This is a genomic window from Marinicrinis lubricantis (genome assembly GCF_042658665.1).
In the GTDB taxonomy this organism is placed as follows: Bacteria; Bacillota; Bacilli; order Paenibacillales; family KCTC-33676; genus Marinicrinis; species Marinicrinis lubricantis.
In genome coordinates this window covers 1-22,941 of record NZ_JBHSQV010000146.1, presented here as the reverse complement: position 1 = coordinate 22,941, position 22,941 = coordinate 1, and the positions used below count along the sequence as shown (strand labels likewise).

The following is a 22,941-nucleotide window of genomic DNA, read 5'->3' as shown; positions in this document are numbered from 1 at the left end:
CTCCAAGGTTCCTAGAAATCCACTCAAAACCATAGATACACGCCATTTCTGTTAAAGTTGCCCGTAAACCTAAGCAGGACAAGGGATCCGGGCATTTTGTTTACCTAGTGACTGTCGAACTCGGGCTCTTGCAATTCCATGTAAAGCAAAAGTCCAGACCTAAAGGTCTGGACTTTTGACTTTAATGGAGGCGAGGGGAGTCGAACTCTCGTCCCCAATTTTTTATCTGGTTTTAGATTTTGTGCACAAGTACCAAAATGCCTTATTTCATGCGGGTTTCGAGATGACAGTCGTGTTAATTGATACTAGGCTGTTTTAGATAAATTTAGAGTGCTTTGAACCTTTTGGCTACACCATGGCTACAAAAAACCGAGGGGAATTCGAGAAAATACCATGAAGATGTTGGAAAAAAAGTTGTAATTTAAAACCGTATTCAAGAGCAACATGCAACGGCTTTATATTATATTTACGATCTATCTAAAGCGATATAAAATCGCCATTTTGGAGGTTGTTTCAACCTTTCAATAAAAAGGAATATTTCATAAATCCTTATACGTCAAGAGTTTTAGGATTCATTTTCACTCTTTAACAACAGCGCAACCGTTTCGACATGTCCCGTATGCGGGAAAATACAGCGTTTTTTTGATATTGATCAGAATTGGATAATGCCTTGATTTACAAGGCTTTTGTGCTTTCATGTATTGTTTGGTTTGAATGTGGTTTGACCCTTGTTGACGGGTTTCGTCAACAATTCGTCAACAATTATAATTACGATAAAATCACAGAAGGTATCCAATTATTCGATTAACACCTATAAGATTACCGCATTGTATACATTTCAATTTCTTTACTATCACCACTTTACAAACACTTTCAGCGTCTGTTTTACATAATGATGATTATGAGATGTTTCACCTTAACTCCTTAAAAGGCGAATCGAGTAGGCCCATGAACTAATCATCCCTCTCACAGATCCGTCGTGCGGATCAACGCATACGGCTCCTTCTCTATTATCCCCGCTGGGGATGGCGTTCAATGTAAAGGTCGAGCAGACTGCCACTGCGTAGGCCATTTACCAAACAAACGAACCGTTTGAGATGTTCGTAATAACTACTTCTTTTCCACGTACACTACCCACTACGTTGTGTTGAATATCATACCCAGTCATGGAATATTGCTTATATATATCCCGTATCAGTTTGCAATCGTCATAAGTAATAATCCATGGAATCTCCCTCAAGTGTTCGTTGATTACCTGTTCAAGATTTCTATGATCAGACTCCTTGAAGTAATTCGTATATAACCGACTTCCTTTGATGACGTAAGGTGGATCAATATTAAAGAACGAAGTATGCTTTATTTCACCCAATTGATTTATAATTAACTCGCTTGCATCGCAGTTATAAAGAGAAAGGCGATTTTTAAGCAGAGCAATACTTTCGATTCTCTTTTGTATCTCTTCCTTGTTGAAACGGCAATTTATTTTATATGCCCCGCTCTGGGCAAGACCACCGATGGGACCACCCTTTATAATACCAGAGAAGTTCACACGGTTTAGAAACAGCGCTGCAAACCCATCGCTTAACACGTCAGCAGAATCATCATTGTAGATGTTTTTCTGTTTTTCCCGCTCCTCAATCGTTATGGGAGTATCCATAATCTTTTTGAGCAGTTCGTCTGTGTGATGGAATACCGAGAACCAAAAATTATAAATGTGGGTATCAAAATCGTTTAATACGGCGGATTGTACAATATTTTCGCACAATAATCCAATCCCTATACCGAAACCACCAGCAAAAGGCTCCACATAAGTTCTATTTCCCAGCTCATTATTTTCTATAAGAGTTTTAACTTTATAATAGATTTTTGATTTGCCGCCTGGATAACGAAGCGGCGAAAGTGACTTAGCCATGTTCTACCTCTCGCTCAACAGATTTCTATATGACATAAATGCATTGGGCAACCAATCAGACAGGTCATAAGGATTCAAGTAAATCCTTGTCCTAGTATTCTCTGGTTTCTTCAAAATAGCCGGAATAACCTCACATCCAATCGGAGATTTATGTTTTGAAGAAGTACCGCTGTCTTCAGCAATAAGCTTTTGCAATGGTACGAGTAAGGCTTGTTGTTCATTAGCATTATATTCACTAGGCAATTCTCTAAGTTCAGCATAGTTAAGAAGTTGTAATCCCAAATGTCTGTCATAAAATTGATGGTTTCTCTGGTTATAGTAATTATCAAGACAATTTTTGCATGTCCGCGAGCATTCACATTCTGAAAGGATCATTCTCGCTCTCTCAAAAACTTTATTAAGAATGGAACCAATCAATGAAGAATAACCAGCTCCGCTTGTGAGATTGTCATAAAAAAACATTTCTATATGTGAATCTCCGTCGCTCTTAATACGCGGACGCCAGCCTCCACTTATCTCGTTGTAATCTATATCAAGCACCAGTGAAACTGCCTTTTTAATCGCTTCATGCATTGTTGTAACAGCAGCCCGTAAAATACTCCTTTCTTGAGTATTACTATTGCTCACTAGTTTTACAGAGTCATAGGAAATATCCAGCATAAACATATCTGTTAAAAATTCGTAACCCAAAAAGATATTGGTAGCGACAGTTCCGTCATGCCGACACAGAGAATGGTTATCATGGTATGGCTGAGAAATGGAAAAACTCCCATTGTTATTCGGATCCGCAATCTCAGCACCACCGCATTTTTTGCATATATTGAAACCGTTCTTGCTTTTACCCATATTGACAGTTAGTACTTTTCTATCAGATAAATTGGCATAGCGGATATTGCTATTCCCAAAGCTAATCATTTCTGTGTCTGACGGAACATATGAATAGAATGGTGCTTCTGTAAAGGTGTATTGTTCATCTTCGTCCTCGTACTTAACTTCCTCACCTTTAACTGGAGAAAATCCCCATGGGCGTAACATATCTCTATGTTCTATTGGAGCGCTACAATATGGGCATTGCATTGCTGTAAATTCTTCCGGCTTATTACCAAACCAATTACATTCAGAGCAAATATATATGTCATTATAATAATCCTTGCTCTTGAAATAATATTCAGCTTGGTTTTTTTCAAATCCCCGTGGACGAGGATTCGCGTAGATACCACCACTTTTATATATCTTTTTATCTATCGTGACAAATCTACCTGGTGCGTACTCGCTAAGTGCTACAGCAATATCTCTTTCTGGGGCATATTCGATGTCGCGCGGAGCGTTTTTGCCTCGTTTTGATTCCTTCTCCACATAGAATCTAACGACATTCTTCGGAAACGAATACGATGGTATAAAGCCTTCGCGATAGAAGACATCAAACGCAGGAGTCTCTTTGTCGTCGTTTATATATTCATTCCGTTTGCCTTCCGCTAAAACGTCCTGACTTATTTTATGGAACTGCCCAATAGTCTCATCGGTTGAAATATCCATTGATTTTACGTATTCAACAAAGTTCTCACCGAATTTTTCACAAAAAGATACTATGCCTACATCAAGGATACCGTCATATTGTGTTTTCATTTCAGGGGTGGACATAAATCCGTTCAATGCTAACATGTTTATATGTCGCTGCTTGATCTTCGGATTATCACGGTCAATCCATGGTTTTCGCGGTGCACCGGAAATCATCTCTTCCGGGTGTAAAAAGTAATGACTGTCGTGGATTCCACCGGAGGCATATGTAACAATGGTAGAGATGCCAGCGTTTTTACGGCCTGCGCGTCCGGCTCGTTGCTGGTAATTCTCCCTCATAGGAGGTATGTTACGAAGCCCAACAGCAGTCAACGAACCAATATCAATACCAACTTCCATAGTTGTCGTACAACTTAATACATCTATTGATTCCTCGCCGTTTTCACCAGCGTAAATGTCTTGAAATCGCATTTCATATTTCTCTGTACGGCTCCAAGTATCACTTTTGGCTTCTTTATGCGACAATTGTGCAGTGTGTTCCTCGGTATCAATTGTGTGAATAGTTTCAAGTTTGTCTAAAGCGTTGAGAACCGGTATTCGCCAAAAATCAAAGCGAGACAAATCCGATGCGTTGATTGTCATTACATTATCTGTGCCAAAACAAACACCGCAATAATCCCCTATCTTATATGGGGACAGTTTCCCGCACTGAACACAGCGATACCAAGTAAAGTCTTTGCCAGCAAACTCAATTTTCACCGAAGCAAGTTTAATGTAATATCTATTATTTGAAGCAAGAGAGAAGAACAAATCACGTACTTTATCTACTATTTTTTTCATTGCAGAATCATCTATTTTCAGAAGTTCCATGATTCTTCGAATAAGTCCTTTGTCTATTTCAGTTGAAAAATCAATACTCACCCCAAATACCTGCATTTTGCTTCGTCCAGGTAGACCCTTCCTGACATCATCGGGAATTGTTTCCCCAATGGCAGCGCTCTCGTCCATAACATCCCAAAATAACAGCACGAGGAACTGATATAATATCTTGTCGTCAATAGTCAATCCTTCATCTTCTAAATCATATACACAGTCTTCGAGAATAGAAGATATGGGGGCGAGGAAACCAATGCCAATATCTTTGAATGAACGCGGACTTTCCGTAAAGAAAGTAAGCAATTGCTCATAATAGTCATCAGGCAATGCTTGATATTCTTGAGCTACTGCTGTGTAATCAATAGGTCTACCGCGTCTTTCAGTTCTTCCTTTTTTACCTTTAAATAATCGCTTATCGTTTTCAAATTTCTCTTTGCTTTTCCCACTGAAAAATGAAAGGTTGTTTTGAATGCAAACATCCAAGAAAGCTGGGTATAAGTCCGATAACGAATGCTCTTTTCCGTCAACCTTTAAGAGAAGTGACGCAAGCATAATAGCCTGGCGGAAAGCATCTGCGTCAGATGATTTTGTTAAGTCCAATGCAAGTTTTGCTGCATTCTGACGGGAATCAGAAAACAACAAAACCTTTTTCCCCTGGTTAATTAGTTCTGATTTTGCGGGTTGCAATTCAAATTGTGCCTTCGTCAAGTTGTAAAATGGTATGTTGCCTTTCGTGGATAAGTCAACGGGCTTCTTCAGCGGCATGGGCTTTTTACATTTTGGGCAGACTCCAAAATTGTATGATTGGGTTTTATTATCAAACTTCTCGCTATAAATTACTGTCAGCAAGTCATCATTATCTTGAGGCGATATATATAGTTTCCCTGTGAAAGGGTCGAGTGCACCAATCTTGTCGGTTTTATTCTTCTGATAATTCTTTGGAACTACATAGAGCAGCATTTCATTAAGAGAATTTGCATCTCCATTTAACCCGCGCTTTGGGAATGCATACCAATATGGCTGTCCATCATTTTTTTGAACGAATACTTTGAAGTATAAAGCTCCACACTTAATATGGTTCACAAGCTCATAAATTCGCCCGCCACACTCGCATTTATCCTTAGGAATAGAGATAACTTTACCTAACGGAAGCTTTTCACTTTCTGAATACTTCGCACAGGTGCATTTTGGGTTGGAACAGGCATATAAACCTTGCAACCCACGTAAAAACATATGAAGGCGCACCGGAAAAAGAATATTCCCGTTCTTTGCAGCAAGAGGGACTAATGCTAGTAAAGCATCAAGAGCTTTTTCAGCATTTTCGCTGTCTCCAAATAGCTCTTTTCTGATCTCACTATATGATTTTGCACCATCACGGCACAGTTTGTTAAGCATAACAAACGCTTGGTATTTCGGAAGATTATCGTAAAGCCACTCTTGCGCTTGACTTTGACTAATATCATTTGGTAAGTCGTATTGAAAAATTGCCTTGGCAAACTTCTTGATTCTGACGGTTATCCCTTCTCCTTGCACTTGTTCAGAACCAATCGAAGACAATGCATTAATGTCCGTCTTTACTGCCAATTCTTCTGGAACGGGTTCTTTTGTACCAAACAAGAATTCGCAAGATGTGGGCTCTTTCCGTGTAAGTCCAGAGTAAAAAGCATCAATCGCTTCCTGTTCATTTTGAGGCATACTCGCAGTAGTAAGTATAAACTGCACTCTTTCGGTTGTAATGCCCAAGCGAGAGAAAAGCCGTTGCAGTAACAGTGCAATCTCTCCTCCTGCAGAACCGCGATACATATGTGCCTCGTCCAAGACGATGAGAAGTCTGTTGTCGGTGGATGCTTCCAGCCATTGTTTTGTTTTGCCCCATATGTTCGCTTCGCGCTGGCGCATAAGCATATACTCCAACATGGAGTAGTTGGTAATCAGAATATCAGGCGGACAACTCTGCATTTCAAAGCGCGTTATGAGCTCAGCATCATACGGCATTGGCTTGTGAATGTTCTTTTCCAGGTTCTCAATAAATACTTGCAGTCCGTTTCCTCCTAATCTTGCAGGGTATTTATTGATGCTCAAAAGTCCATCTATATTGTTTCTTTGCCTCCGCTGCGTTTCCGCATCAGCGGTTTCATCTATCAAGTAGTTTTCACGAAATGTCTTTGCTAATTCACGGCTACTTGCCAGGTTTGCATCACCAGAATAAGGCGTTCTTCCTGTATACATGCCAAAATGAGGGATGCGGGTAGCATGGGTATCCGTAATGAAAATATCTCTGAATTTATCGCTTCCGATGATCCTCCTGAATCTGGAAAGTTGGTCAGACACAAGGGCGTTCATAGGATAAATAATAAGGGTGCGCACAGCTTCCATCTTGAAGAGGTTAGGACGATTCTTAGCTTCGTCGAAACTTTTGGCTATTATCGGCCAAAGAAAACTTTCTGTCTTACCAGATCCTGTACCTGTCGAAACGAACAAATCTTTCCCTGATGAATAATACTCTAAAGCCTTAACCTGATGTTCAAATGGATCGGGAAAGATGCCAAGATTTTCCTTGACAAGTTTCAGCATCGACTCCTTTACACTCTGTTCGATGCACATAGAGTTTTTAACTCCATTTTTGACTTTTTTATATGACGCCGAGGTTTCGATATACGGCTCACGGGCGATGTTAGTATATTCAGAGCAAAATTCGCCCAGTAGGTCATCAACATAAAGAAGCAAGGTTTCGCTGTTGGCTAAATAGTCTGATTTTATGTAGTTCTTCAACCGATCACGGATTGCCTGATAATATTGTTGTACTCCATTTTGGTTAAGCATCTGCGTTCCCTCCTTTTATTACAACACCAATGTACTTAAAAGTATCTATGACTTCTGGAATAAAGTCATTTCTTATTAGGAAGTTGACCTTGTCAAAAGCATGCTTCAGCGGCCAAGATATAAGCAATAGATAATAATATTCTCTATTCGGCAAATGCCCTCCGATTCTAAGTTCCGAGTACTCTTCATCTTGCTTAATTATCCATGCATTTAAAGGGTTGTTGTAATGTGCTTTTATCGCAAAATACAGTCGCCTATATTCGTAAGAAGTTAAGCTGTCGCTTTGCGGCTCGATGACTTCATCTGCAAACAAAAGGGATGTTTCAGATTCCCCAATCACTCGATAGTACGGACCCAACTCACTTTTTCGAGCAATTGAACAATCTGTAACCATTTTTGCTGACCATGATCGCGAGGGGGCACTGGCCGATAGAGGATTGAAAAATTGCAGTTCGTCAGCAGCAATATCCCTTTCATAAAAGTTTGTAATGTCATACCTCTCTTGAAAATATTCCTCGCAGGTTAATTCGTCCCTAATTAAGAACTCACGGGTTGAAGATGAGGGTGTTGTCGGTGGTGTAAACACGCCAAGTCCATTAACGTTATACCCTTTATTAGGAAAGCCAATAAACAGGAAAGTGTTACCCACCCGAATGTTTCTACCGAAATTGGCTAACCGATTTCGATTGTTTTTATCTGTTTGAAGATACCCGATTTCCTCATAGACCCTCCGAATATGAACCGGTAAATTCACCTGCGGGTTATCGGCGTCGGTAAATTTGTCAGCGATTCCGGGATACAGTTCAGCGTAACGTCGAAGCAGCTCATTAATGACGATTGTCTGATTATGCTTAGTTGTCCCCGCCATTCCATCGGAGGAGTTTTGAGCTATATGAAGGCACCATAGCCCCAATGCCGAATAGCAGAGTCGATAAATAAACGAATCGTCAGGTTCACCCCTGTAACGGTTAATCCCCATATCACTTGACATAGCGGTTAATAATTCATTCATTGAGCAAACCACCTCACAAGTAAATTTCTCTGGGGGCATCTTCCGTCATTACCTGCATATTTGAGCAATCGCTCGGAAGTGTTGTATGGTTTCATCTGCAACACATCTATGCAATAAGGTAGAATATCAAATGCAAGCGATTGGCATAAATCTTGTTCATTAGCTATGGATTCACATTTATGTTCAATTATGCTTTGAGGGTAGCTTAATTCTCGAAGTATCTCCCGGAAGATATTTCGGAATCGATTTTCTCCCTGAGTAGATTGAGGTCTATAACTATGCTCCACAATCGTGGAGGGGTCTTCGGTCAATTCTGATTCAATGGATAACATCCCGATACGATTAGCGTTGAAGTAGTAGCAGTATCGCAGAAACTCTTGTGACAAGTAACGCAAAGTTCTATCGTAAATAACTGTTAAAAACACGATTTTATCGCTATTCCTTTCCAACAACGGAATTAATTCGGTTTCATTATAATTACCAATAAAATTATCCAAACAAACAACGCGATCGGATGATAATAGAAATTCTCTTATTTTCTCGATTGTTATGTCCTGGCTATATGACAACGTCTTTACTGTCGATTCCCCTATTAACGTATTTGCCGTACACTTAATGAGATTTATCCCTATTGCGTGATTGACAACGATAGGGGCACCTCGAAAGAGAATTTTACTTAAATAAGATATAAGCAGTGGAAAATACTCGGCATCATTAGGCACTCCGATATTGGTAAGATTGTATCCTAGATACTCCTTGAACTCATCTATATCACGAGGACATTTCCGACTTGATGCAGAACTTTGTACCTCGTCAAGGCGTTTTTGTTTTTTCTCCAATTCGTCTCTTATCTGTTCTTCAAGAAGCCGACTGTTATTCTTAATTTCAGTTATTTCGGTCAAAAGTCTGTCAAGTTTACCGTGCAATTCCTTCTTTTCTATTTTGAGCTTTTCGATTTCTTCCTTATCTTTAAAAGATGTAGTTTGGAGTTTTTCAAGGATAGAAACCTTTTCTTTAAGAGTATCCATCTCCAACAATTTGTCCGAAAACCTGTCGTTGTTTCTGCTCCACTCATCGTTTTTTGTTTCTAATTCCTCTTGAAGTTTATTGCTTTGGGATTCAAGCGCTTTTATTTTCTCTTTTAGTTCCTCTTGTTCTTTAGCAACCTCTTTAATATTCTTGACAATCGCACTCATTAATGCGATGTATTCCTCCGAATATTCATCATTCACAAGCTTAAAGTATAGACCTACATTGTCTGCAAAGAAGCTGAAAGGCAGAGTATGTATTAAAGCTATATCTTTACTGTCTCCATCATCCATACATTTTGTGATTTGTTCTTGAATCTGAGAAAGCCATTTACTTATATGTTTTTCAATAAAAGATGAAACAAACTTTCGTCTACGATAGCTGAACAATAGTTTGCTTGCATCTACTTTTGAAATGGTGGTTGCTCTAAAACCCGGACGAATTTGGGCGAACTGTTTTGGATTATGTTTAAAATAGGAAACCGTGTCCTGAAGCGGTATAACCGAGATAATATAACGCGCCTCATCTTCGGTTAGTAGAGGAAGATGATTCATATCCGTCCCTCCTCAATAAATTGCATAACGACCGGATTGATTGAACCGGTAATTTTGCACTTCTCAATGTACTTGGAAGTGGTTTTGCTTAGCACAAGCGTACTGAACCGGGTTGAGTCGAAAGCTTCCATTCGCTTGTAATGTGCAAGGATATCTTCAAGCAATTCCTCGCCAGCCAACTCCTTTTGCAGACAAGGATAAATATAGCCGACCGGAAAATTGAATTGATATCGAACAATAGAACTATTAGGTGTTAAAAACACAACCTGTCCGTTTGTTAAAGGGGATACCCCCGAATGATTGAAAAGGTAGTAAGTACCGTCGTCAGGCACAGTAAAAGTGCTTGCAAAGTTTTTGTAGGGTGTAATTACATTATTACGATCAACAGACGGCGCAACTGTATCAATGACAATTTCAGCATTCTTCTTGAATATTTTCGTCTTAGGCTTAACCTTTACTTTTGAAATGCCCTGTGAAAACTTCATAATTTCTTCTGAATGCATATTGATGTTACCGTGAGCCTGTAATTCAAAACTTGAAAAGATATAAGCATAATCTGATGCGATAATACTTGCATCATCAATTAAATATGCTGGCGGCCAGAGCAGCGTCAGTGTCTCGGAAGCCTCTAACTGGTAACCCCAAGATTTCAGCAGACAATCTATAGAAGGTGTTTTATATGTTATCGACAAAACAAACCCTAAGAACTTTCGATTCATCGTTTTAAAGTGGAAGGTTTGACCAACTTCTATTCCTTCGGGCAATCGAATTCCTTGTGGTACTGAATATTGGCTATGAAGCGCTACAAAGTACTGGGTTTTCGTATATAATACAGTGCTACGAACCAACTTAGCCTTGAAGTCATTATCGTTGCCTGATAATTTAAAAAAGGTCGGAGTATTTCCGCGTTTTAAAAAATCATATTTCCTATTTGCTCCATTTAGGGTATTAGACAAATAATAACTGACAGAAAAGTTGTTCAATGGAATCAGTGTAGGGACATCTGGCGAAAAATTCATACTATTAATCTTCAAGACACGGATAGGCATATCCGAGTCTTTTGTCCTTAACTCGAAATCTACAGATTGCTGCTCATAGATCTGGATTTCGTTCTCGCTAAATCTTAAAGCTAAACTAAAAGTTTTAGTAGAATTATTATAATAAAATTCTGCTCTTTCACGGTTATTTCTTCTCGAACTAGAATCCGTGCTTATCGTTCCATATTGCCCGAGATAATTCTCACATTCAACGTCATTGTTTCCACTACGATGCCTGAAATGAGCGACTATTCTGGTGCTATAAGGCGCAGCAACAAACACTTCTTCTCCGCAATTAGAACACTCATAGCGATACGGTTCGAATCCGCTGTTTTGAGCAGCTAATTCTGCGGAGACTTCAGATTGAAGAATAATATCATACGCCTTACGCATTTCTTGAATTTCTCCTTTCTTAATGACGCTCTAAGCGGCGCCGCATGCATGGCATTGGCGTTTATAGGGTCAATGGCTTTGAAGCGATGGAAAGCTGCAAGGTTGTCACTCAACTTTCGCAGCTTAATTTTAAGAACAAACCCTTCATATAACTAGTTACTCATGAAAGTCCAATTTTGATTTTAGGTGCAGAAGAAACTCGTTGTTTCGACAATAACAATTTCCACTTTGAGGTGCTGAATTCCTCTTATTTTGTCAAAATAACCCAACCTTTTCAGGGGTAAAGAGTTGGCCTTCGACGAAACAACCGAATATTTTTCAAGCCTTTTCTGCCGAAAGACAAGCGGGAGGGACTCGCCTTCAAAAGGGTAAGCTCCTAGGTTCACCCCAATTAATCTCAATCATGACATAATGGTAATTATCTGTCCTATAACCATATTATCGAATTACCATGTCAATAGCCTGACAGGGAATATATGTTCTTCACCAAAATAAAAACACACTGCCAGCAGCGTGTTAAAAAAATATTCCAACGTTAATGTTTCTTTGACACAGTGTTTAGAGGGCATGTTACATCTTCTAATTCCGATAAAACAGATTCGATTCCTTCTTTACATTTTAGGCTTAATAATTTCTGATAACCTCAAATTATCGAAGTCAGAGCATACCTCTTATCTTCCGATCTGTTCCATAGCTTCCAAACCCGATAATTCAGTGCATCCTGCTTCTGATATTTCTTAATTGGTTTTTGCTTCGCTATTCGTTTTTTATGAATGGGTGACCGATTTCGCAACTTTGCAGGGCAAACTGTACGAACTCGTCAAGGAGGTATTGGCTCTTCAGAATCCTTTTTCAGGCTTCTATCTTTGTCCGATCTCGAATCGGCTGAACAAATTCCATGACAGCCCTCCCATTATGTATCATACTTATCTATGGAAATTTATCATTTGTGTATCATTAAATCATAGATTTAAAGCACGAGGTACATTTCAAGGTACAAAAAACTCAATAACCACGCGGGCTGAGGACATTTTCTCGAATGATACAAGACTTCATTTTGTATCATTCAAATTTGCTAATCTTTGTTTTATCCAAATACAATAACAAGAAATGCCCACACGGTTTCCTATGTGGGTATTTGTATAACTTGATGAGGGGGTTAAGAGTGAGACAGAAGAGTCCTAATTAATTATGGCTTAAAGTATCTAAACGATTGTGGAATAGTTCTAATAATTTATGGAATTTCACAGAAATAAATAGGCGCGGGTGTGGAGCACCGCGATAGTTTCCCACTTAACAGTTGGCTACTATATGGAATGGTGAGCGGGACGGGGATGGTAGTTTAGTCGGTTGAGTAGTTTAGCGGCGGAAATGCTGTCGTGGGTGTTTTTTTCGATGGTTGGTTATTGCAGGAGAGGGGTTGTTTTGCTAGATCAAGGAACTAGTTTAGTCTAGTTTACTTTTTAAGAATAGCTGCTTCTATATTTAGAAGCAGCTTTCAGCACATGAATTATGGATACAGAAAATGCCCTTCATCTGGCTGTGAATCTTCAAAAGATTTGGTAATTTCCACTGCATCTTCTCTTGCAAAAAACACTTCATCCGGCGTTGTGTCTTCCTGGGCTTCAGTCAGGATGTCACGGCCTCCTGCTTTCTTCATATGTTCATCAGGTTCGCTATCTTCACGCTGAAATGTGTGTTTTGTATTTCTTTCATCAGGTTCAGCTCCCTCTAGCGTGCGCGTCTCCCGTGTGTCTCTTGCGAGGAGCTCGTCCGGTGTCGTATTTTCAACGTTTGCCGTTTCCTTGCCAAAATCGCTCTCCTTTTTAGCGTGAACAATGTATTTTGCGATATATGGACGTTTCATTGACTCACCTCCTCTCTATGACAAGTTGGATAGTCCCATCAGCGGCCTGCGGTCCGGGGTTACCAATCACAATTTGAATATCTGCACCGTGAACGTTGTTGACACGAAAAAAATCAGTCACCCTTTGCGCGTTTGCCTCCTCATCGTCCTTGGTTCGGATCACGATGATTTGTTCAATCCGATGTTCGAGTAGATCCTTTTGTATGGTTTGTAGCATCTCGGCGTTCTTTTTAAAGACATGTGCAGCAGAATTAGTGACATCCAGATGCAATACCTGTATGTCCCCTACTGTTATTATATCTTTTGTGGTTCGATTTCCAAACGCTCCGTCGAGGTTATGAGTTGCAATTAGAAGTAAGCCCAGAATAATAATCCCCATCATGTACCTTTCCACATTGAGGATTAAGGATACCTGATTTGTGCTATCCACATCTCTTTGCTGATAATCCATATACACGCCGTTCAGGTATGCTGCCTCGGGATCATCCGCATTTTTGACTGAGCTGTAAAGGAATCGCGAGGTTGTTTTAACCTTTATAAAATAGAAAAAGAGAAGAAAGATGTTCATAAAATTAAGTGCCAAGTATGCCGCACTAATCCCATAGCCGATCTGTATGGGAATCGGTTTTTGGCCCAACTCAGTCAACTTGAGTGCCGAAGGAATGAACAGCGGAAGGATAAAGGCGATCGCCGCTAAGTATGCCACGAATTTATTAAATGTCTGGTTTGACTTCCCCATTACCTGATTAATCTTATAGAGTAATGTGTCTTTCAATGCATTTCTTTTATTTGGATCTTCGTTATACAGTAGGAACGATTCATGTTTTGTTTTTAGATCTTCATACTTTTCGTCAGACAACGTCCTTCCGCTCTTCATGAGATCAAGCATATAAAACAACCGAAATTTCTTTGGAGCTTTATATTCTGGTTTCGATCTTCGTGCAAATCCAAAGGAACACAAAAAAACAATCCATGGTCCTACATTCAAGCTTACCAGTGAAACTCGAAACTCGTTTGAGTTCTTTCTAATTGTCCCGAAGTTATCGTCATCCGTAACCCGGAACACGGGTATGTACGATAACAATTTTAGAAATACATAAAGACCGGTACTCATAGGGGATTCATTATTCATCCTCATTCAACACCCCGTTGTTAAATATGTAACAATAGATCTGGAAATGGGTATATTGAGTTTTTCTTCAAGCCACAACCATTGTCCGTTAGGATTGACTTCTAAGAAGAAAAACTCTTCTCCCCGCTTTATAAAATCAAATGCGCCGAATGAGATTCCTAAGAGATCCATCATGTGAAAGCAATGGACAATGACTTCATCCGGCACGGAAACAAGACGGTAATCATTCTCTGCACCACTTTTTCGCCAATCAACAGGATCCGAAGATCTGATTTCTACCGCATACACGGTTCGATCAATAATCGTTATCCGGTACTCGCCATCATTTTTTCGGATGTATTCTTGGAAATACGCTGGCGCAACGCCGAGTCCCTCAATTGGGTAGTTTGTATCAACCAAGTTTGTTTGTATAATTCCCCGCCCTTGGCGGTTCACTATCGTTCCGGTTGCCAGTGGTTTTACAACCGTTAATTGTTTCTTTGAAAATTGAGTGGCTGCTATACCTGCATTGGTAATGAACGAATCCGGTACTTGAAACCCAACATTTTTGGCAATATGTAATTGAAAAATTTTATTTTCAGCTCTTCTTAAGATAGACGGCCGAGATAGGCATTTTCTCCCCAGAGTTTCCACTAATCCTTCTACTAGTCCTATCAGCTCCCGCTGAATTAATGTGTGGTACTCTGGGTCATAAGTCGTGAGGTCTGGATAGGCTACTTTACGGTAATAGACTGCTTCAATCTCATCCCCCATGATTTCATCATTATTACTCTTGATCCGTATCCCACTGCTTTGGATTTCTATCTCATAATTTTCAATGTCATCAACGTTAAGGCGAAACCATTGAGCTTCATTTTTATAATTTTCCGTCATGTATTGGACGGTTGCGTCCTTTTGTTGTGTAATGACTAATATTCTCAAATCACAACCTCCCTCAATCACCCAAAAAATCCCACCTCAATCTGATTATATTATGCCATTAATCTACTTCTTTCCAGTCGCTCCCCTCCTCCATCCACCTTTCAAGCTTTCCAATAAAACGATTACCATAAAGGAACTGGTGAGAGACCCGCAATGATTCCGAAAGCGGATGCTGCAATAATGTAGAAGTAGTTATCCATAAGTCTGATATTTTGATAGTTTATTCTCCAAATTGCCTCTCAAGCTTTTCGATTCTCTTTTCTAATTCATCAATTTTCTGTAGCGCATCCGACAATTTGGGGATTAATAACTTTCCAGTTGGTTCTTCTGAAAACAACTTCTTATATCGTTCTTTAAAAACTTCGTCTTTTAATAAATTATTGGCTTCGCTCCGAATACCGCCACGACTTCGAAGCACCGGGTTAAAGATTTCGAATGCCACCAATTCAGCTGCTTCAAGAATAGATCGATTTGAAAATTCTGGACTTTCCCACCAAACGACTTCAGCAATCCGATCTGGATTTAATGAAACCGCTGAAGCTCCTGTGGTTACACTGCTATCTCTACGTATAAAATGTTGTACTAATCGATTCTTCAATTTTTCGGAGATACCAACATAAGCGACATCTTTCTTATCAAACATGACGTAAACAGCTGGAACAGATGGAAGTTTATGAATAGTGGTTAATTTTATCAAGTCATTCACTCCAAAAATGAAAGTAAGCAAAAATCAATAATAATATGAAGCCTAATAGCATTTACTTAAGTTAAATTCCACAAATATTTACAATATCCTCCAAAAACAAAAAAAGCGCCACTAATGGAGCTATTGTTTCTTACGCGCAGCGATTTCCCATACAATTTTCCCTTTTGAATATCGATTCATTTCGTACTCTTCAATATGGTCAATAGAGAAATCTTTAAATAAATGATTTATATGGTTCCTATCAAAAAATCGTTTGTACAGACCATTAACTTGATAATAATAACTTTCTTGGTCTATTGCTCCATAATTTACGTCTCGATTGGAATTCACGCGACATAGTAACAATCCATCTTCTTTTAAAACGCGCCTAATTTCTTCTAATATCTTAAACGTTACATCTTTAGGGAAATAATGTAGACTGAGATCAGCAATAATCACTCCAGCAGAGTTATCCTCAAATGGTATGCCCTCCGTCATATCGAACTGCCTGACATCAGAATTAGAGATGAGTTTTTTTAATTTCGACAAAGCCTCTTCTGAATAATCACAGGAAATGACTTTGTAACCCCGCTCTTTTAAATATAAAGTATTATTACCCAACCCACACCCCAGATCAATAATGGGAACACTAATTGATCGCTGTAATTCTGCTTCGTATTTATCTAACCACGCATCATACTGAAGTTCTTTTACATCCAGCTCTTTATAAACTTGTTCCCAATACTCTTTAGGCATTTTAAATTGTCCCCTTGCGTGAACGGATATTACGTTTCAAGTTTTCTTTCCTTTCTTTCAAAATGTAAATGCAAGCGATATAAGCATATTTCTTTGGTCCATCGATGTAGTATCGCTTTATCTTGAGGTGCTACATCGAAATTGAGCGAGAATTTGTCGTTCTCAAAAGTTGTCATGCTGTTTTTGGCTGATCCCCAAATCGTCATTGGCATTTTGGCAATTAATCGGCTGATTTTTGTTTCATCAAACTCCCATAGCCTTTGAGACTCTTTATCTGAGAAATCTATGCTTTTTCTATATTCCTTCTCCATTAAATAATTATAAAAAAAGCGTGCCACTTCCAACGGAGTGACCGGTTCTGTCCAGCTTTTCGCACCTCGTTCTAGCATGTAAAGTAATACAATCATTTTGTAGCTTTTAGACATCGCCGTTTTTTCAACATCAATGAACCAAGACTCATTACGGAAGTAAACTTCACTTTCTTCTACATTCAATAATTCTGCCCAATGGAGGAAGCCAAAGTATGAGCCAAATTCATTTTTATACTCCCAACTGTTGGAATTCCCATATAAATGGAGTTCAAGGTATGTTGGGATTCTTCCCAGCTCTTGTTTTAAATCCAAAAAATCACGAAGCAATCGATCACGATGAGGTAGTTTTTTTCGACTAAGTTCATCCAACAGATTGATGACACTGGTCTCTAGATTGATTTCACAGTTAAGCGGCACAACTGGTACGATATCGTCTCGCTTTCCTTGTCTCGTCTCGACGTTTTCGGAAAAGAGTCTAAGTTTTACATCTGCATTACGATAATTACCAATAAGATCAATAATGGAACAGTATGATTTCCCATCGAATAATCGTAGTCCCCGCCCAATTTGTTGAGTGAAAACCGTCAGAGATTCCGTTGGGCGTGCAAAAAGCAGAGTGTCCACGCAAGGAATATCGACACCTTCATTAAAAAGATCAACGGTAAAAATAATCTCTAATTTCCCGCTTGTGATACGCTTGATTGCTTCCTCTCTCGTCATCTCGCTTGTTCGTGAATGCAAACTTAATGCGGAGATACCTAATTCACTAAAATAATTTGCTAGAAAATTTGCTTGCCGTATAGATGAACAGAATCCAATGGTACGTGTTTGCTTATGCCTTTTCCAAGCCTCATATATTTTTTCAGCTTGTGTTTGCTTCAGTTGAGCAGCTAACAATTGGTCCTCGTCATATCTATTTCCAAGCCATCTAATTTTGGTATAATCCGTTTCATCATAAACGCCAAAATATTTAAACGGTGCCAGCCACTCCCGGCGAATAGCTTCAATAAAATGGATCTGATATGCCACATTGCCATTACACAATGCGTACACATCTTTACCATCCATTCGATCTGGGGTAGCAGTTATACCCAATAAAAACCTTGGTTTAAAGTAATCGAGTACGGACAAGTAGGATCGCGCTGCCGCATGATGGAACTCATCCACAATAATTAAATCAAACAAGTCATTCGGGAAACTTTCTCTATGTTTTTTCATCCCTAATGTATAGATAGAAGCAAAGACGCAATCGGCGTTTGCTTCTTTAAATTCTCCGTTGTATATCCCAAATGTCCTTTGGGGCATGATGTGTTTAAACGACTTGCGTGCCTGGAAAAGGATTTCTTCACGGTGCGCGATAAATAATATCCGCTTAAAGCGTTGTGCGAAAAATCCCGCCAAGTATGTTTTCCCTAGTCCTGTGGCCATAACAACCATGGCCTTATCATATTCTTCTTCTAATGTCCTCTCCAATGCCTCGAGTGCGGCTTCCTGGGCAGACCGTGGATATAATGCAATTACATCAGTAGAACCATCCATTTCCGATCTGGTATCAATTTCTTTTTTGTAACCCGCACCTACTTCTTCCGATTCAATAATCGTCGTTAGAAGTCCGGGATTTTTTTGATGATAAAGCCGATAGTCTTGCTTATAAAGTTCAATTGTATCCGTATTTAAAGGCAAAGTGGACTCATGGTAGAAAGTCTCCATAAATACCTTTTGTGCCTTCTGAAAAGTATAGGGTTCTACTTGGGCATTCATCGACAGGTTCCATTCTATTCCCGTCTTCAAAGCAGACAAAGAAAGGTTAGAAGATCCAACGATCAAAAGTCCCTCATTATTTTCGTATTCAAATAAATACGCTTTCGGATGAAAGGAAGACCCCATACTCCGCCATAAACGTGCTTCCAATCGCTCATCAATGCTGCATAACGCTTGAAGTCCCTCAGGCTGTGTCACAAATAAATAATCACCCGTTAAGACTTTAACCTCAGCACCAGAATTTATAGCTTTTTTAATAAAAGGTGCTAATAGATTAACACCCGATTGCATCACAAAAGATGTCATGATATAAATACCTGATGCATTTTCCATCGCGTAAAACAGTTCATCCGATAGATTCTCAGTTATTAGTTTAACTTTAAGCATCATCAACATCGATCAGAAACACACGATCCTTAAACACACCGCGGGAATCTGCCTTTCTTGCACGTATGTTTTCAAGCTCCTGCCAGCTTGTTCCTTTAGCTTCGGCTAACGCTCTAATCACTTCAAGAATGTCAGCCAATTCTTCAAGAGCAGATTGATCATTAATAGCTTTATGATACTCCTCTATTTCCTCATTGAGCTTGATATTTAATTCATTTATGTATTCTTCTGTATTTAATATTTTAGTACGACAATTCTTTCCGTTTGACTGGATTACTTCGGGAATTAGATCCCGTACAAGCTTATTGTATACAGGCACAAAATCACCTCTTTTAGCTACTCATACTCATTAAGAATAATTATATCATACGGTGTTTTTTTGGTGATCTTTTGGGTTTAGGTTACACCAAAAATTCCCCTTCTCAATTTTTTACGGACACTTTGGAACGTGATAAATTCAAGATAACTTCTAGAAATTAAATACGAGGGGGTTACAAAATGAAGAGAATAAACATTTATTCACTTAAGCAAGTCAAAGAAAAAGCCGGACTGTATAATCTCAATTCCAAAAAAATTAATTGTCCTGATGATGCACATCGAGTTATCACTATCGTACTCGACCTTCAAAATGAACCTGTTGAAAAATTCGGGATCATTTCACTAAACACTAAAAATGAAGTGACCGGTTTACACATTATTTCTGTTGGAACAGTTAACAGTACTTTAGTACATCCCAGGGAAATCTTTAAGGCCGCAGTATTAAATAATGCTACAAGCGTTATTCTGTTTCATAATCATCCTAGTGGCGACCCTACTCCCAGCAAAGAGGATATTAAAATAACGCGCCAAATTGAACTGGCCGGAAAAATCATAGGTATTGACGTATTTGATCACATTATTATTGGCGATGAAAGATTTTATAGTTTAAGAGAAAAAGAAGATATATAGACAATCAATACAATTTTTTTGAGTTAAGATGTTCAATTGAATTTTCAGCTCGTATCTGTACATAGGTTAATTTGTTAAGCTTTTGTAGAGTGACAATATCCATGTTAAAATCAAATCAGAAAGTATGAATTTCTGATTTTCGGTATAATGATACAAGGAATCATGAGGAAAGTAGTGAGTGATATGGATAGAATCAAAAAGGAGAAAATTACCCTGCGCAAAAGGGGACAAATTACAATTCCCAAGGAAATCATAGATGAACTCGACCTGAAGGAAGGGGAAACATTAGAAATACGAATTGAAGATGGGAAAATGGTGATTGTTCCGACCATCGCTGTTGCTAAGGACCAAGCCTGGTTCTGGAAAGAAGAATGGCAGCGTGAAGAACGGGAAGTAGAAAAACAAATACAAGAAAGCCGTGTCTCAAAACCAATGGATGCTGATGAAGCTCTAAAGTTTTTAGATCAGTTAAAGGGATAGCCATTAATGAGCAGCTTAAAATTTGTTTTTATAGAGCATTTTCAAGGAAACTTCACAAAACTGGACGAACAATCACAAAAAGCAATCCAGAAAGCCATCCGTCTCATGAGTCATGACCTAAAGCATCCTTCCTTAAGAGCAAAGAAAATGGAAGGCACCGACTATATCTTTGAAGCAAGTGCTAATATGGATATCCGAATCACCTTCCATTACGAGAAGCCGGATCGTTTGATACTAAGAAATTGTGGGCACCACGATCGGACTAAATAATCCATAAAAATTTGGCGACAATATATAGCTAACGAAATTACAATTTAAAATTGCAATGATTCGGGAAAGCCGCGTTCATTTTTTAGAATGGCGGTTTTATTTTTTCAAGAATACACCTTTCTCCTCGTATTCCATTAGAAATTTAATGACCATAAATTTATCCTTTATATGAAAATTAAGTTAAAATGGTGGTGAACAAGGGAGGGATTCCGATGAAAGGGTTATTTGAACCTATCTTGAAGTTAATTGTATTATCTATGATTACTGGGCTATTGGCCTTCCCCGTTTTAGGTATTATTCAGTGGATCGCACCCGAGAACATCACACCTTTGGATACATATACGGAGATCCTCTCCTATATCTGGATCTATATGCATGGTTGGGGCGATTGGATCATTGTCGTGATACTGTCAATCATCTTCTTCAACTTTTCACATAGCTACGCACAAACTGCCCAAGATATTCGGCTAAAACGGGCATTTATGGAATTCGACAGATGGGAAAAAACTCCCTACATTTCCCCGGCCTTTTATTATTATCTGGTATCCATGCCTATAAATTATTCGTCAACTTTAAGGGAGGCAGTCCTAAGCCGCTTCTATCAAACGATCGTCGAAAATTTTCGTAATCGCGTGTATTTCAACGCTTCGTTTTCGGAACAAAATCCAGTCCCGAAACCATCTTGGATTAAAGTCGCAGGATTCTCCATGCTCTTACCGTCCATTGCAGGAATCATTACATTAATTGGATTCTTTTGGCACCTCTACAATTCCAAAAGCCCGGACTTGTGGTTTACCGGATGGGATAAGTTCTTTATTCCGTTTCTCATATTCATCGTGTCATGGGTATCTCAGCAGCTGTATGCCATCATTAAAGTTGGCTGCGGAGTAGATATAGACCAGCGAGTTCAAGAGTATTTTGGCGAACCTGAACCTCGAATCGCATGGCGAGATGTTTTTCCGGATCGTCCTCGTGGAGATGCGATTATCAAAGCATGGTCCGCCATTAGAGATCAGCTGCAACGAAATTATTACTATTACAGAAACAAACCTTTTCCGGCCAACGGGAAGATGACTTATGATAATCCTGCTCTTCCGCCTTATCCGTATCCGGAAGAAGGCATACCCGAATGGGCAGAGGAAATGGAAGCATATGTCGGTAACAAGTTAAACGAATGGTATGAGGATCATATTGAGAAAACCCTGCAAGCCGTTCGTTCCTCGAAAGGGAAAATTGTCACCCTGAAAAAGAAAAGGAAACTCTGGTAACCCGAAATAGGACTTCTTAAAAAACACAGGAGTCCTCTTTTGGCGAACTTAATAATCAGCGTTTACAGAGGTGATTCAATGTTTGGAAAAAGGAAATATCGTTATATGTCCTTGGCCGCGGCGATTGAAAGTCAACATAAGAATTACCCAACCACCATATGCCACAATTGCGTAGGGGAGAAGAAACTCGTCGGTAAACCTTATTCTTTTGCCGGTCTCGTTGTTTGGGATCTGCCTCAATATGAATGTTCTAATTGTGGCGCAACCAGTCACCGGTTTTCGGTCGGTATAGCCATTGAACAATTACGGGAGAAGTTTAATTTGCGTGGCGGTTATCAGGTAAAAGAATTATTGGAAATTGAGAAGAAGAATGAATAATGTTGTAAGTTGTTGTATACTCAGACTTACAACTTATTTACTAGGCTCTGTTTTTGTTTAATGTTGATATCAGATCCACAGGAAACCGTTCAATGAATAGGCGGTTAAATCAGGTTAATTAGAACGATTACTAGTTGTTTTTTAACTCACTTTTATCACTGAATCCTTTTCCGATGACTGTTCTTTTATCCAAATCAACATACACGGTGAGATTTCCGGAAGAATTAGTATCTGTATGATTAAACATAACGACGAATACTGCTTTTCCGTTATAATCATTACCAATTAATGCAGCTATATCGTCATTAACCGTCACTCTCCCCACGACCGAATCTTTCGGGCTCACAGGAATTTGGTCTTTTTCTGCATCAGTAAGACTATTAAACGCAACCATTTCAATCGGTAAATCACTTCTTGCATATTGAAATGAACATCCACTTAAAGCTATTGTTAAAAGGAGTACCATTGAAATAAAAATCAACTTTTTCAAGATATAACCTCCCTCTATAAAGTTAAATTTTCTCCCGAATACTCCCGAATTCTTAAAATCTCATAAACACCTAATAGTTGACACACCATTTATTATGGATACATATAGGTGGTCTTTAATTTATTTACAATAT

At 39.0% G+C, this 22,941-nt stretch carries 18 protein-coding genes; 5 read left to right on the top strand and 13 right to left on the bottom strand.

What is annotated here, in order from left to right; genetic code table 11:
• Positions 1-1,072 precede the first annotated feature (1,072 nt).
• The 12 genes from ACFPXP_RS11285 to ACFPXP_RS11230 form a co-directional block, all read right to left on the bottom strand.
• On the bottom strand, positions 1,073-1,912 hold the full coding sequence (locus tag ACFPXP_RS11285) for a DNA adenine methylase (protein WP_379894311.1): 840 nt from the start codon (positions 1,910-1,912) through the stop codon (positions 1,073-1,075).
• 3 nt (positions 1,913-1,915) lie between these two features.
• Positions 1,916-7,129 carry a DEAD/DEAH box helicase gene (locus ACFPXP_RS11280; RefSeq protein ID WP_379894310.1) on the bottom strand — a complete coding sequence of 1,738 codons (5,214 nt, stop codon included), beginning with the start codon at positions 7,127-7,129 and terminating at the stop codon, positions 1,916-1,918.
• Complete coding sequence (locus tag ACFPXP_RS11275; protein ID WP_379894308.1) at positions 7,122-8,141, bottom strand: hypothetical protein; 1,020 nt, start codon at positions 8,139-8,141, stop codon at positions 7,122-7,124. Before ACFPXP_RS11275 ends, ACFPXP_RS11280 begins: the two co-directional genes overlap by 8 nt.
• Positions 8,138-9,724 carry a hypothetical protein gene (locus ACFPXP_RS11270; protein ID WP_379894307.1) on the bottom strand — a complete coding sequence of 529 codons (1,587 nt, stop codon included), beginning with the start codon at positions 9,722-9,724 and terminating at the stop codon, positions 8,138-8,140. The genes ACFPXP_RS11275 and ACFPXP_RS11270 overlap by 4 nt, the downstream gene beginning before the upstream one ends.
• A complete protein-coding gene (locus tag ACFPXP_RS11265) occupies positions 9,721-11,154 on the bottom strand; it encodes a hypothetical protein (protein ID WP_379894305.1) in 1,434 nt (477 codons plus the stop codon). Before ACFPXP_RS11265 ends, ACFPXP_RS11270 begins: the two co-directional genes overlap by 4 nt.
• A 1,510-nt stretch (positions 11,155-12,664) precedes the next feature.
• On the bottom strand, positions 12,665-13,021 hold the full coding sequence (locus ACFPXP_RS11260; RefSeq protein ID WP_379894304.1) for a hypothetical protein: 357 nt from the start codon (positions 13,019-13,021) through the stop codon (positions 12,665-12,667).
• 4 nt (positions 13,022-13,025) lie between these two features.
• Complete coding sequence (locus ACFPXP_RS11255; protein ID WP_379894303.1) at positions 13,026-13,880, bottom strand: hypothetical protein; 855 nt, start codon at positions 13,878-13,880, stop codon at positions 13,026-13,028.
• Between the two features lie 279 nt (positions 13,881-14,159).
• A complete protein-coding gene (locus ACFPXP_RS11250; RefSeq protein WP_379894301.1) occupies positions 14,160-15,074 on the bottom strand; it encodes an MvdC/MvdD family ATP grasp protein in 915 nt (304 codons plus the stop codon).
• Positions 15,075-15,294: 220 nt separating this feature from the next.
• A complete protein-coding gene (locus ACFPXP_RS11245; RefSeq protein ID WP_379894299.1) occupies positions 15,295-15,771 on the bottom strand; it encodes a hypothetical protein in 477 nt (158 codons plus the stop codon).
• A gap of 129 nt (positions 15,772-15,900) precedes the next feature.
• Positions 15,901-16,515 (bottom strand): class I SAM-dependent methyltransferase, encoded by a 615-nt coding sequence (locus ACFPXP_RS11240; protein WP_379894298.1) that lies wholly within the window; start codon positions 16,513-16,515, stop codon positions 15,901-15,903.
• Between the two features lie 29 nt (positions 16,516-16,544).
• Positions 16,545-18,974: a DEAD/DEAH box helicase family protein gene (locus tag ACFPXP_RS11235; RefSeq protein WP_379894314.1), complete on the bottom strand. Its 2,430-nt coding sequence runs from the start codon at positions 18,972-18,974 to the stop codon at positions 16,545-16,547.
• Positions 18,967-19,293, bottom strand: coding sequence for a phosphoribosyl-ATP pyrophosphohydrolase (locus ACFPXP_RS11230; RefSeq protein ID WP_379894297.1), 327 nt, complete (start codon positions 19,291-19,293; stop codon positions 18,967-18,969). Before ACFPXP_RS11230 ends, ACFPXP_RS11235 begins: the two co-directional genes overlap by 8 nt.
• Before the next feature lie 179 nt (positions 19,294-19,472).
• On the opposite strand from ACFPXP_RS11230, the gene ACFPXP_RS11225 reads away from it, so the two are divergent.
• The 5 genes from ACFPXP_RS11225 to ACFPXP_RS11205 all read left to right on the top strand — a co-directional run bounded on the left by ACFPXP_RS11225 (position 19,473) and on the right by ACFPXP_RS11205 (position 22,318).
• The gene (locus ACFPXP_RS11225) at positions 19,473-19,922 is read left to right on the top strand and encodes a JAB domain-containing protein (protein ID WP_379894296.1); all 450 of its coding nucleotides are present in this window, start codon (positions 19,473-19,475) and stop codon (positions 19,920-19,922) included.
• A gap of 183 nt (positions 19,923-20,105) precedes the next feature.
• On the top strand, positions 20,106-20,402 hold the full coding sequence (locus ACFPXP_RS11220) for an AbrB/MazE/SpoVT family DNA-binding domain-containing protein (RefSeq protein ID WP_379894313.1): 297 nt from the start codon (positions 20,106-20,108) through the stop codon (positions 20,400-20,402).
• 6 nt (positions 20,403-20,408) lie between these two features.
• Complete coding sequence (locus tag ACFPXP_RS11215) at positions 20,409-20,672, top strand: cytotoxin (RefSeq protein WP_379894295.1); 264 nt, start codon at positions 20,409-20,411, stop codon at positions 20,670-20,672.
• Positions 20,673-20,884: 212 nt separating this feature from the next.
• Positions 20,885-21,940 carry a hypothetical protein gene (locus tag ACFPXP_RS11210; protein WP_379894293.1) on the top strand — a complete coding sequence of 352 codons (1,056 nt, stop codon included), beginning with the start codon at positions 20,885-20,887 and terminating at the stop codon, positions 21,938-21,940.
• 39 nt (positions 21,941-21,979) lie between these two features.
• Positions 21,980-22,318 (top strand): hypothetical protein, encoded by a 339-nt coding sequence (locus tag ACFPXP_RS11205; protein ID WP_379894292.1) that lies wholly within the window; start codon positions 21,980-21,982, stop codon positions 22,316-22,318.
• A gap of 130 nt (positions 22,319-22,448) precedes the next feature.
• Here the strand turns inward: ACFPXP_RS11205 and ACFPXP_RS11200 are convergent, their stop codons facing one another.
• Positions 22,449-22,808: a hypothetical protein gene (locus ACFPXP_RS11200; protein ID WP_379894291.1), complete on the bottom strand. Its 360-nt coding sequence runs from the start codon at positions 22,806-22,808 to the stop codon at positions 22,449-22,451.
• Between the last annotated feature and the right edge of the window lie 133 nt (positions 22,809-22,941).